The 12,942-nt window shown below is 76.6% G+C and carries 8 protein-coding genes; all 8 read right to left on the bottom strand.

Annotation, left to right across the window (positions count from 1 at the left end):
* Nucleotides 1–35 precede the first annotated feature (35 nt).
* Nucleotides 36–911, bottom strand: a complete 876-nt coding sequence (locus ACFUMH_RS09255) for a cell division protein FtsQ/DivIB (protein ID WP_378203748.1) — start codon at nucleotides 909–911, stop codon at nucleotides 36–38.
* Nucleotides 912–1,198: 287 nt separating this feature from the next.
* Nucleotides 1,199–3,913: a UDP-N-acetylmuramate--L-alanine ligase gene (gene murC, locus ACFUMH_RS09260; RefSeq protein ID WP_378203751.1), complete on the bottom strand. Its 2,715-nt coding sequence runs from the start codon at nucleotides 3,911–3,913 to the stop codon at nucleotides 1,199–1,201.
* Complete coding sequence (ftsW, locus tag ACFUMH_RS09265; RefSeq protein ID WP_378203777.1) at nucleotides 3,906–5,105, bottom strand: putative lipid II flippase FtsW; 1,200 nt, start codon at nucleotides 5,103–5,105, stop codon at nucleotides 3,906–3,908. Before ftsW ends, murC begins: the two co-directional genes overlap by 8 nt.
* Before the next feature lie 59 nt (nucleotides 5,106–5,164).
* On the bottom strand, nucleotides 5,165–6,643 hold the full coding sequence (gene murD / locus ACFUMH_RS09270; protein ID WP_378203754.1) for a UDP-N-acetylmuramoyl-L-alanine--D-glutamate ligase: 1,479 nt from the start codon (nucleotides 6,641–6,643) through the stop codon (nucleotides 5,165–5,167).
* A complete protein-coding gene (gene mraY / locus ACFUMH_RS09275) occupies nucleotides 6,644–7,726 on the bottom strand; it encodes a phospho-N-acetylmuramoyl-pentapeptide-transferase (protein WP_378203757.1) in 1,083 nt (360 codons plus the stop codon). It abuts the gene before it with no gap.
* Nucleotides 7,723–9,156, bottom strand: a complete 1,434-nt coding sequence (gene murF / locus ACFUMH_RS09280) for a UDP-N-acetylmuramoyl-tripeptide--D-alanyl-D-alanine ligase (protein WP_378203760.1) — start codon at nucleotides 9,154–9,156, stop codon at nucleotides 7,723–7,725. The genes mraY and murF overlap by 4 nt, the downstream gene beginning before the upstream one ends.
* Nucleotides 9,153–10,775 carry a UDP-N-acetylmuramoyl-L-alanyl-D-glutamate--2,6-diaminopimelate ligase gene (locus ACFUMH_RS09285; RefSeq protein WP_378203763.1) on the bottom strand — a complete coding sequence of 541 codons (1,623 nt, stop codon included), beginning with the start codon at nucleotides 10,773–10,775 and terminating at the stop codon, nucleotides 9,153–9,155. The genes murF and ACFUMH_RS09285 overlap by 4 nt, the downstream gene beginning before the upstream one ends.
* Nucleotides 10,776–10,801: 26 nt before the next feature.
* A partial coding sequence (locus tag ACFUMH_RS09290) for a peptidoglycan D,D-transpeptidase FtsI family protein (protein ID WP_378203766.1) occupies nucleotides 10,802–12,942 on the bottom strand: 2,141 nt, incomplete at its 5' end.

The following is a 12,942-nucleotide window of genomic DNA, read 5'->3' on the forward strand; positions in this document are numbered from 1 at the left end:
CCCCTTCGCCGCCGCCCGCCGCCGCGGCGTCCGGCTCAGCGGGTGATCGGCATGCGCGGGGCGGAGACGTCGTAGACCGTCGCGCCCGCGGCCGTCGGCGCCGCCCGCAGCGCGGCGAGCACCGCCACCTTGAGCGGCGTCTCGTCCGCGCTCCCCCACTCGACGCGCGGGCCGTCGCGCAGCTGCATCGACACCGTGTCCTGCGTCGACGCCGCCACGCCCGCCACCTGCGCGAGCAGGTCCGGCGGCAGCTGCTCGAGCACGTGCAGCACCGCCGTGAGCGTGCGCGCGTCGCCGACCGGCACGTCGACGACCGGCAGGCCCTCGGGTGCCGCGTCGGCGCGGCCGACCTGGACGCCCTCCTGGTCGAGCAGCGCGAACCCTGTCGCCCCGCCGGCGGGCGGGGCCTCCTCGGGCACGGCCGCGACCGGCTCGCGGGACACCAGCTGGACGGCCAGCCCCTGCGGCCACTCCCGGACGACCCGCGCCTCGCGCACGCCCGGCACCTCGAGCACGGCGTCGCGCAGGCGGACCGTGTCGAGCCGCGGCAGCGGCGTGCCGTGGTGCTCCGCGACGACACCGAGCACCTGGTCGACGGCCACGACCGTCCCCGCGCCGGTCACCTCGACCTCGGCGGGGTCCAGCGCGAGCACGGGTGACAGCAGCAGCAGCCAGCCGAGCCCGCCCGCGACGAGCACACCCGCGGCGATGAGCAGCACCTGGCGCCGTGCGAGCGCCCGCTGCGCCCGCGCGCGCTCGGCGAACCGCTCGCGCGACGTCGTCGAGACGACCGCGGGGCGGACGGGCCCCGAGAAGCGGCCGACGGTGTACGTGGTGACGGTCCGCGTGGGCCCGGTGGCGGTGGTGGGCCCGGCGACGACGCGCGACGTGCCGCCCGTCGTGGTGGGCACGGGTCCGGTCCCGGGGCGGCGCGCGGACCCGGCGTCCGCCCGCGCCGGGGTGGGCCGCGACGGGACGTCGGCCCGTGGCGTCGCCGCGGGACGGGATCGTGCGTCGGGTGCCGGCGCGTCGGGCGGGGGCACGGCGGCCCCGGACCCCGTCGCGGCGGGCGGCTCGGCGCCGCGGTCGGGACGCGCCGCGCCGCGCCGCGTCGCACCGGGTCGGTCGCGACCCGGGCGGGACGTCCGCGCCGGGCCTGCCGGCCGGCGCGGGCGCGGTGCGGGCGGCCGGTCGGGGCTCACGGCACCGCACCGTCCACGGACGCACCGGCGTCGGCGGACGTGCCCCGCCCCTCGAGGGCGGCCAGCACGACCGGCCCGAGCTCGGTGACGTCGCCCGCGCCGACGGTGAGGACGAGGTCGCCGTCCCGCGCGAGCGCCGCCACGGCGTGCGCCGCACCGACCCGGTCGGGGACGAAGCGCGCCTTGCCGGGCGTCGGCACGGCGTCCGCCACGAGGGCGCCCGTCACCGCGGGGTCCGGGTCCTCGCGCGCGGCGTAGACGTCGGTGACGACCACGGCGTCGGCCAGGTCGAACGCCGCGCCGAACTCCGCCGCGAAGGTACGCGTGCGGGAGAAGAGGTGCGGCTGGAACAGCGCGAGCACCCGGCCGGTGCCGGCGACCTGCCGCGCGGCCGTCAGCAGCGCCGCCACCTCGGTGGGGTGGTGCGCGTAGTCGTCCACGACGCGCACGCCCGCGGCCGTGCCGCGGTCGTCGAACCGGCGGCCCGTGCCGGCGAAGGCGTCCAGGCCCGTGGCCGCGTCGGTCGACGCGACGCCGAGGCGGCGCAGCACGCACCACGCGGCGGCCGCGTCGAGCGCCATGTGCGCACCGGGCACGCGCAGCCGCAGCGTGACGGGGCCCGTGCCGTCGGCCGGCGTCAGAACGACCTCCCACCGGCCGTCGTCCGTGGCGCGGCTCGCGCCGACGTGCACGTCCGCGTCCTGCCCGACCCCGTAGGTGACGACGTCGGCGCCACGCCGCCGCAGCCCGTCCCGGGCGCTCGCGACGAGCCGGGCCGCGCCCGGGTCGTCCGCGCACGCCACGAGCAGGCCGCCGGGGCGCACGCGCGCGGCGAAGCGCACGAACGCCTCCTCGAACGCCTCGCGCGAGCCGTAGTGGTCCAGGTGGTCGGGCTCCACGTTGGTGACGACGGCGACGAGCGGCTCGTACGCCAGGAACGAGCCGTCGGACTCGTCGGCCTCGGCCACGAACGGGCCGTCCCCGTGCCGAGACCCGCCGAGGGTGCCCTCCGCCGACCGCACGACGCCGCCGATCGCGAACGCGGGGTCGGCGCCCGCGTGCACGAGCGCCGTCGCGATCATGGCCGACGTGGTCGTCTTGCCGTGCGCACCGGCGACCGCGACGGCGTCGCGGCCCGCCATCAGCGACGCGAGCGCCTCCGACCGGTGCAGCACCGGCAGCCCGCGCAGCTGCGCCGCGGCGACCTCGGGGTTGGACGCCCGGACCGCCGACGACACGACGAGGGAGTCGACGTCGTCGACGTGCGCGGCGTCGTGGCCGACGTGCACCCGCACGCCGGCCGCGCGCAGGCCGGCGAGCGCGGGGCCGTCGTGGGCGTCCGAGCCGCTGACCGTCAGCCCGCGCGACGCGAGCAGCGGCGCGATCGCCGACATGCCCGCCCCGCCGACGCCGACGAGGTGGACGCGGCCGAGGTCGGCCAGCGGCACGGGTCCGCGCGTGCCCGGGTGCGGCACGGCGGGGCCGTCGCCGGACGGCACGTCCGGCACCGCCGCCGCGCCGAGGGAGCCGAACGCCGCGAGGTCGCCCCCGGCCGACGTCCCGGCGCCCGCGGCCGCGACGCGCGCCGGGAGCTGCGCCTCCACGAGGGCCACGACGCGGGCCGCACCGTCGCGCACGCCCACCCCGGCGGCCGCGGCGCCCATCCGCAGCCGGGCCTCGGCGGCGTCCCCGGCGGCGAGCAGCACCGGCAGGTGCGTCCGCACCCAGTCGGGCGTGAGGTCCGCGTCCTCGACGAGCACGCCGCCCCCGGCCGCGACGACCGGCGCGGCGTTGAGGCGCTGCTCGCCGTTGCCCACGGGGAGCGGCACGTACACGGCCGGGATGCCGAGCGCGGCCAGCTCGCACACCGTGCCCGCACCGGCGCGGCCCACGACGACATCGGCCACGGCGAGGGCGTGCTCCATCGCGGTGAGGTACTCCAGCACGTGGTACCGCTCGGCGCCGGGCACGTCGGCCACGGCGGCGCGCACGTCGGCGTCCTTGCCGCGGCCCGTCAGGTGCAGCACCTGCGCACCGGTGGCGAGCAGGTCGGCCGCGGCGCCGGCGACGGCCCGGTTGACGCTCACGGCACCGAGCGAGCCGCCCGTGACGAGCAGCGTCGTGGCCTCGGGGTCGAGGCCGAGCGCGGCCGCCGCGGTGCGGCGCGTGCCGTCCGGGTCGGTCGCCCGCGCGTGCACGAGGTCCTGGACGGGGCGCCGCAGGGGCAGGCCGGTCACGTGGGCACGAGGCAGCTCGGTGCCGGGGAACGTGACGGCGACGGCGGCGGCCCCCCGGGCGCCGAGACGGTTCGCGAGGCCAGGCCGTGCGTTCTGCTCGTGCACCACCACGGGGATCCCCCGCCGGCGGGCGGCGAGGTACGCGGGTGTCGCGACGTAGCCGCCGAACCCGACGACGACCTGCGCGCCGATCGCGTCGATCGCCTCCTCCGCCGCGCCCACCGCGGCGCGCAGCCGCCCGGGCAGGCGGAACCAGTCGGCGGTGGGGCGGCGCGGCAGCGGGACGCGCGGCACGACGGCCAACGGGTACCCGTGCTCCGGCACGAGCCGGGCCTCGAGGCCCTCGGCCGTGCCGAGCACCGACAGGCGCGCGTCGGGGTGCCGGCGGCGCAGCTCGTCGGCGACCGCCAGCAGCGGGTTCACGTGGCCGGCGGTGCCGCCGCCGGCGAGGAGGACGGCGGGCGCGTCAGCCACGGGTCCGTCCGATCACCGCGAGCGAGCGGCGGACCACGGAGGGTCGCGCCGCGAGCGCCTCGGCGGCGCCGGGCTCCGAGCGGGCGAAGGAGATGAGGACGCCGAGCGCGGCCATCGTCACGATGAGTGCGGACCCTCCTGCGGACACGAGCGGCAGCGGCACGCCGATGACGGGCGCGAGGCCGATGACGACCGCGATGTTGATGGTGGCCTGGCCGACGACCCACGCGCAGATGCCGGCGGTGGTGATCTTGACGAACGGGTCGGGGTGCCGCCGGATGACGCGGATCATGGCGAACGCGAGCAGCGCGAACAGACCGAGCACGAGCAGCGTGCCCACGAGCCCGAGCTCCTCGCCGAGGATCGCGAAGATGAAGTCGTTGTGCGCCGCGGGCAGGTACGACCACTTCTCGCGGCTCTCCCCCAGGCCCAGCCCACCCAGGCCGCCCGTCGCGAGCCCCCAGCCGCCGTGCAGCGTCTGGTAGCACTCGTTGGTGACGTCGCAGGTGGCGGACAGCCACGACATGATCCGGTTGACGCGGTTCTCGCTGCCGATCGCGAGCAGGGCGACGCCCGCCGCGGCGACGAGGCCGGCGACGGCGAAGATACGCAGCGGCACGCCGGCGACGAACATCGCCCCCGCCACGAGCAGGACGAGGACGAGCGCCGTGCCGAGGTCGTGGCCGAGCAGCACCGCGCCGATGGCGAGGCCGGCGACGGGCACGGCCGGCACGAGCGCGTGCTTCCACTCGTGCAGCAGCGCGAGCTTGCGCGTGAGGACGGCGCCGAGCCACACGGCGAGGGCGAGCTTGACGGTCTCGGACGGCTGCGCGGAGAACCCGGGCAGGCAGACCCAGTTGCGGTTGCCGCCCGCGCCGCAGCCGAGCGGCGTGAACACGAGCATCTGGAACACGACGGCCGCGCCGAGCACCGGCCACGCGGCGGCGCGCAGCGCGCGCACCGGCATCCGCGACAGGACGAGCAGCGCCGGCAGCCCGATGAGCGCGTACTTCGCCTGGTCGAGGAACACCGCGTACGGCGAGTGCCCCTCGGCGAGCGACTCGACGCTCGAGCTCGACAGCACCATGACGAGGCCGACGACGACGAGCAGCGCGCTCGCGCCGACGAGCACGTAGTAGCTCGTGACGGCCGAGTTCCACGCGCCGAGGAAGGACGGCTCGCGACCCGCCAGGGGTGTGCCGCCGCCGGGCGTGCGCGTGCCGACCGCCGGGCCGGGGCCGGCGGTCGCCGTCACGGCCGGGCCTCCGGACCGTCGGCGCGCGGGCTCACCCCGTCCGCCCCGAGTGCCTGCACGGCGGCAGCGAAGGCGTCGCCGCGCGCCGCGTACGACGCGAACTGGTCCATCGAGGCGCTGGCGGGCGCGAGCAGCACGGTGACCGGGACCCCGGCGGGTGCCCCGGCCGCCAGCCGGCGGGCCTCCTGCACGGCACGGGTCATCACCGGCTCAGTCTCACCGGCGGGCACCTCGATCACCGGGACATCCGGTGCGTGTCGGGCGAGGGCGTCCCGCAGCGGCGCACGGTCGACGCCGATGAGGACGACGCCCCGCAGCCGGTCGCGGCGCGCGCGGACGAGCTCGTCGAACGTCGCGCCCTTGGCGAGCCCGCCGGCGACCCACACGACGGACCCCTCGCCGAACGCGGCGAGGGACGCCGCCGCCGCGTGCGCGTTCGTGGCCTTCGAGTCGTCGACGTACGCGACGCCGTCGACGCGCCCCACGGTGACGATGCGGTGCGCGCCCGGCCCGAACGCCCGCAGGCCGTCCCGCACGTGCACGGGCTCGACGCCGTGCGCGAGGGCCAGCGCCGCGGCGGCGAGCGCGTTGCGGACGACGTGCGGCGGCACGGCGCCGTCCGGACCCGCGAGCTGCGCGAGGTCCGCGAGCGTGCCGAGCTCGGCGGCGTGCGTGTGCCGCAGCCGCGCGAACCCGCGGTCGACGAGCACGTCCTCGACGAGGCCGACCTGGCCGACGCCCGGCATGCCGAGCGTGAACCCGACGGCCACGGCGCCGTCCACCACGTCGGCGTCCCGGACGAGCTGCTCGGTCACCGGGTCGGCGGCGTTGTAGACGCACGCGACCTGCGTGCGCTCGAAGACCCGGCCCTTCGCCTCGGCGTACGCCTCGAGCGACCCGTGCCAGTCGAGGTGGTCCGGCGCGACGTTGAGCACGGCGGCGGCCTGCGGCGACATCGAGTGGGTGAGGTGCAGCTGGAAGCTCGAGAGCTCGACGGCCAGCACGTCGACCTGCGGGTCGACCGCCGCGAGCACGACGGGCGTGCCGACGTTCCCGACGGCCGGGGCGTTGCGGCCCGCGGCACGCAGGATCGACTCGAGCATCCCGACGGTCGTCGTCTTGCCGTTCGTGCCCGTGACCGCGAGCCACGGCGCAGGCTCGCCGGCGCCGCCGTCGCGCGGGACGCGGACCTGCCAGGCGAGCTCGACCTCGCTCCAGGCCGGCACGTCCCGCTCGCGGGCCGCGGCCAGCAGCGGGTGGTGCGGCGGCAGGCCGGGCGAGGCCACCACCAGGTCGACGTCCGCGAGGCCGTCGGCCGCGAGGAACGCGTCGACGTCGTGGTGGTCCGCCTCCGCGGCGCGGTCGTCGAACGTGACGACGCGTGCACCGCGGTCGGTCAGGACCTGGGCCGCCGCCCGGCCGGAGACGCCGAGCCCGGCGACCAGGACCGTGCGGCCGTCGAACCGTGCGTCCACCTAGCCCGCCACCCACTCCGCGTAGAAGATGCCGACGCCGAGCGCCACGAACAGCCCGGCGATGATCCAGAACCGGATCACGATCGTGACCTCGCCCCACCCGGACAGCTCGAAGTGGTGGTGCAGCGGTGCCATCTTGAACACGCGCTTGCCCGTCATCTTGAAGAAGCCGATCTGGATGACGTCCGACAGCACGATGACGACGAAGAGGCCGCCGATGATCGCGCCGAGGATCTCGGTGCGCGTGAGGATCGTCAGCGCGGCGAGCGCGCCGCCGAGCGCGAGCGAGCCCGTGTCACCCATGAAGATCTTGGCGGGGCTGGCGTTCCACCACAGGAAGCCGAACAGCGCGCCCGTGATCGCGGCCGCCACGACCGCGAGGTCGAGCGGGTCGCGCGTCTCGTAGCACCGGGGCCCCGCCGTCAGCACCGACTGGCACGTCTGGTTGAACTGCCAGACGCCCACGAGCACGTACGCGCCGAACACGATGAGCGACACGCCCGTCGCGAGGCCGTCGAGCCCGTCGGTGAGGTTGACCGCGTTGGACCACGCCGTGATGAGGAAGTTCGCCCAGATGACGAACAGGAGCAGCCCGACGGTGGCGCCCGCGAACGCGAGGTCGATGTCCGTGTCCCGGATGAACGAGATGCGCGTCGACGCCGGCGTGCGGAACTGCGCGTTCGGGAACTGCAGGACGAGGACCGAGAACACGACGCCGACGACGCCCTGCCCCACGATCTTCCAGAACGGCGACAGCCCGAGGCTGCGCTGCCGCGAGATCTTGATGAAGTCGTCGAGGAACCCGACGACGCCCAGGCCGGTCATGAGGAACAGCGCGAGCACCGCGGACGCGCTGGGCGTCGTGCCGGTGAGCAGGAGGCCGACGAGCCAGCCCAGCAGCGTCGCGCCGATGATGACGACGCCGCCCATGGTCGGGGTGCCGCGCTTGGTGAAGTGCGCGGTCGGGCCGTCCTGCCGGATGAACTGGCCGTACTGCTTCCTGACGAGGAAGCGGATGAACAGCGGCGTGCCCAGCAGGGCGACGAGCATCGCGATGCCGCCCGAGATGAGGACGGCCCTCATGCGCCGGCCTCCACGAGGCGGTCGCCGAGCCGCCACAGGCCGGCGCCGTACGAGGACTTCACGAGGACGACGTCACCCGGGCGCAGCTCCTGCTCGAGGAACGCGGCGGCGTTCTCCACGTCGTCCGCCAGGACGACCTCGTCGCCCCACGAGCCCTCGTGGTTGGCGCCGTCCCGGATGGCCCGGGCGCCCTCGCCCACGACGACCGTCAGGCCGATGTTGAGCCGGACGACGAGCCGGCCGATCGCGTCGTGCGCGGTCCGGTGCTCGTCGCCGAGCTCGAGCATCTCCCCGAGCACCGCGACCGAGCGCCGCTCGCGGCCGGCGATGACCGCCAGCGCCTTGAGCGCCGCGCGCATCGAGTCGGGGTTCGCGTTGTAGGAGTCGTCGACGACGGTCACGCCGTCGGGACGCTCGACGACGTGCATGCGGTGCGGCGAGAGCGCGTCGGCGGCGCTGAGCCCGGTCGCGACCTCGTCGATCGTCAGGCCGACCGCCAGGGACGCGGCGGCCGCGGCGAGCGCGTTGTGCACGTGGTGCTCGCCGACCAGGCGCAGCGCGACCTCGCGGTCCTCGCCCGTGGGCACGTGCCGGAGCCGGAACCGCGCCCGTCCCAGCGCGTCGAGCGCGACGTCCTCCGCGCGGACGTCCGCGTCCGACGACGCGCCGAAGAGGACGACGGGGCCCGGTGCGGCGACCGCCATGGCGCGCACGCGGTTGTCGTCGGCGTTGAGCACCGCGGTCCCGCCCGGGACGAGTCCCGCGACGATCTCCGCCTTGGCCCGCGCGACGGCGTCGATCCCGCCGAACCCGCCGAGGTGCGCCTGCCCGACCACGAGCACGACCGACACGTCCGGCGGCGCGATGTCGGTGAGGTAGGTGAGGTGGCCCGGCCCGCTCGCGCCCATCTCGAGCACCAGGAACCGGGTCGCCTCGTCGGCGCGCAGCACCGTCAGCGGCAGGCCGATCTCGTTGTTGAACGACCGCACCGGGGCGACCGTCGGGCCCGCGGCGCCGCACAGCTGCGCGAGCAGGTCCTTCGTCGTCGTCTTGCCGACGGACCCGGTGACGCCCACGACGCGCAGGCCGCTGCCGCCCGGCTCGACGGCCGCCTCGCGCAGGCGTGCCAGCACGTCGCGCGCGAGGTCGCCCAGCGCACGCTCGACGTCGGGCACCACGACGCAGGGCAGCGGGCCGTCGGGGCCGTCCAGCGGACGCGCCGCGAGGACGAGCGCCGCCCCGGCCGCGACCGCGCCCGCGGCGAAGTCGTGCCCGTCGACGTGCTCACCGGGCAGCGCGACGAACAGCCCGCCGGGCAGCACCTCCCGGGAGTCGACGACGACGGGTCCGGCGACGACGGTCCCCGGTGCGGTGCCGGACAGGGCTCCGCCGGTCGCGGCCGCGATCTCGGCCGCCGTGAGGGCGATCACGCGTGCTGCTCCTGATCCTGGTGCAGTCGCCGGTCCTGCGCCTGCACCCCCTGCGCGCGGGCGGCGAGGAACACGTCGCGGTCGTTGTAGCGGTGGAACACCCCGGCGATCTCCTGGGTCGGTTCGTGGCCCTTGCCCGTGACGATGACCGTGTCCCGGTCACCGGCGAGGGCGAGGGCGTCGCGGATGGCCTGCGCGCGGCTGGTCGCCTCGTGCACGTCGGCCAGGTCGGGACGGACGTCCCGCACCCCGTCGAGGATCGCCGCGCGGATCGCGGCGGGGTCCTCGGAGCGGGGGTTCTCGTCGGTGACGACGACGACGTCGGCGAGGCGCGCGGCGACGCCGCCCATGATCGGGCGCTTGCCCTGGTCGCGGTCGCCGTCGGAGCCCAGCACCAGGACGAGCCGCCCCGGCGTGATGGGACGCACCGCGGCGAGCGCGAGCTCCAGCGCGTCGGGCGTGTGCGCGTAGTCGACGAGGCACAGCGGCCACCCGTCGCCGCGCTCGACGACGCGCTCCATGCGGCCCGGGATCGCGTGCGCGGCCCCCACGGCGGCGATCGCCACGTCCAGCGGCACGCCCGCGGCGTGCGCCAGCACTACCGCGAGGGCCGCGTTCGACACGTTCACCAGGCCGGGCAGCGGGCTCGCCGCCTCGTGCTCGGTGCCGTCGGGCCCGCGCAGCGTGAACCGGGAGCCGACGCCGTCGAGCCCGATGTCGGCCGACACGACGGCCCAGTCCGCGTCGGCCGCCTCCGGGGCGCCGACGTGCGTGGCGACGGTCTCGACGGGCACCGGGGACTCCGCCGCGAGCCGTCGCCCCCAGGCGTCGTCGACGACGACGACGCCGCGTCGCGCCTGCCCGGCCGCGAACAGGCGGGACTTGTCGCGGAAGTAGCCCTCCATGTCGCCGTGGAAGTCGAGGTGGTCGCGCTGCAGGTTCGTGAACCCGACGACGTCGAACTCGACGCCCCCGACGCGCCCCAGCGCGAGCGCGTGCGACGACACCTCGGTCGTCAGCGCGGTCGCGCCGCGCTCGAGCGCGAGGGCAAGCAGGTCCTGCAGCACGGGCGCCTCGACGGTCGTGCGCGGGCTCTCGACCGCGTCCTCGCCGATCCGGAGCTCGACCGTGCCGAGCACGGCCGTGCGGGCGTGGTGGGCGCGCAGCGCCGCGTCGACGAAGTAGGTCGTCGTCGTCTTGCCGTTGGTACCCGTGACGCCGACGGTGACAAGCCGGCGCGCGGGCTCGTCGTGGAACCACGCGGCGACGGGGCCGGCGACCGCGCGCGGCGAGGCGGCGAGGACCACCGGCACGGTGCCCGCACCGGCCTGCTCGCGCAGGAGCTCCGCGCCCGCGGCGTCGGTGAGCACCGCGACGGCGCCGGCCGCGACCGCGTCGCCGGCGAAGCGCGCGCCGTGCACCTTGAGCCCCGGGACCGCGACGAACAGGTCGCCCGGCACCACGTCACGGCTCGCCATCGTGACGCCGCCGAAGGTCACGTCCTCCCCGGCCGCGTCGACCAGGGAGAGCCCGAGGGACGGGCCCAGCGCGGACACGAGGTCGCCGACCCTGCGGACCGGCGGGTGCTCGGGGCGCAGCCGGCCCAGGGGGGACGTCATGGGGAGGAATCTACCCCGGCCGGTCGTCACCACGTGGTCGGGTACAGCGTCGCCGGCACGCCGGACGGCGCGACGCCGAGCTGCTGCAGCGCGTACTGCGTGAGCGAGCTGAACAGCGGCGCCGCGACCGTGCCGCCGTAGATCGACGTCTTCGGGTCGTGCAGGATGACGGCCGTCACCACCTGCGGGTCGTCGACGGGCGCGACGCCGATGAACGACGACGTGTAGCCCGAAGGGTTGAACTTCTGCGCGGTCCCGGTCTTGCCGCCGACGCGGTAGCCGGGGATCGCCCCGCTCGAGCCGGTGCCGTCCACGACGGTGCTCTCCATCATCGACAGCACGGCGTCCGCCGTGGCGGACGACACGACCCGCGTCCCCTCGGGCTGGGCCTCCGGGTGGAACGTCCCGTCGGGCGACGTCCACCCCGCGATGAGGTGCGGCTCCGCACGGACGCCGTCGTTCGCGATCGTCGCGAAGACGCTCGCCGCCTGCAACGCGTTGACCGACACCGCCTGGCCGAACAGCACGGCGTACTCGTCGCGCCCCTGCCACTTGTCGGGGGTGCGCAGCAGACCCGCCGACTCGCCGGGCAGCTCGATGCCGGTCTGCTGCCCGAAGCCGAACGCCGTCATGTACTGGTGCCGCTGCTCCTTCGTGAGCCGCTCGCCGATGAGGATCGTGCCGACGTTCGACGACTCCGCGAAGATGCCGGTCGCGGTGAGCCGCTGCACCGGGTGGTCGTGGGAGTCCTTGATGGTCTCGCCGTGCGGGGTCTGCCAGCGGTCACCGACCTCGAACGTGTCCGTCGGCGTGACGAGGCCCTGCTCCAGCGCGGCGGCCATCGTGACCACCTTGCTCGTCGAGCCCGGCTCGAAGACCTGCGTGACCGCGGCCGAGAGCGCCCCGGCGCCCTGCTCCCCCGGGTCGTTGGGGTCGATCGACCCCGAGTCGGCCAGCGCGAGGACCTCGCCGTTCGGGCGCATGACGACGACCGCGCCGCCCGTGGCCCCCGTCGCCGCGACCTGCTCCTCGAGCTCCGCCTGCGCCTTGTACTGCAGGTCGGACTTCAGCGTGAGGCGCACGGAGTCGCCCGTCCGGGCCGGCGTGCCCTCCGAGACGCCGCCCGGGATCGGCTGGCCGCCGCGGCCGCGCTCGAAGCTCTCGTGCCCCGGCGTGCCGTGCAGGCGCTCGTCGAGCGTCAGCTCGAGCCCTTGCAGACCCACGCCGGACGAGTTGACGAAGCCGAGCATGTTCCCGGCCACCGCGCCCTTGGGGTACACGCGGTCGGCGACCTTGTCGACCATGATCCCGTCGATCCGCAGCGCGCGGATCTCGCGGGCGACCTCGGGCAGCACGTTCTTCTGCACGTACACGAACGTCCGGTCGCCCACGAGACGCCCGCCGAGCTCGGCGGGGTTCGCCCCGAGCAGGGGCGCGAGCCGCGCGGCGACGCCCGCCGGGCCGTCCTCGCCGTCCGAGCCCCGGGCGCGGTACGTCGCCATCTTCGTCTGGTCCACCGCGATCGTGTAGCGCTCGACCGACGTGGCGAGCACGACGCCGTCGGCGTCGGTGATCTCGCCGCGGGCGCCGAGGACCTGGTAGCTCGTCATGCGGGCCGCACGCGCCTGCTCGGCGATCTCCGGGCCCTTGAGCACCTGCACGTACACGAGCCGGCCCGCGAACAGCACGAGGAGGAGCGCGAAGGTGAGCGCCAGCGTGAGGACGCGCCCCCGCGACGCCGGCTGCACCGGCCGGGCCGGGGCCAGCCGGAGCAGGCCGGGCCCGCCGGGGGGACGGGTCGTCGCGGCACCGGTCCCCGCTCCGCGCGCGGTCGTGCCGCGGGTCGTCGTGCCGCGGGTCGTCGTGCCGCGCGCCGTCGTGCCCCGCGTCGTCGTGCCCCGGGTCGTCGTGCCCGGGGTCGTCGTGCCGCGGGCGGCCGAGCCGCGCGCCGAGGTGCCGGGCGTCGCGCCCCCGCGCGCCCCCGTGCGGGGTGCGGCGCCGTCGCGCGGCACGCGGGTGCCGGACGTCGCCGGGGTGCCCGCGCGACGACCGACCGGGTCCTGCGCCGGCGGGCGGCGCGGGGCGGTGCCGGTGCGCTCGCTCACGCCGCCCACGGTGCCACGCGCGGCGGCCGGGCCCGCGGCGACGCGCCCGGACGGCTCGCGGG

The organism is Cellulomonas sp. NPDC057328, from assembly GCF_042667215.1.
Taxonomy (GTDB): Bacteria; Actinomycetota; Actinomycetes; order Actinomycetales; family Cellulomonadaceae; genus Cellulomonas.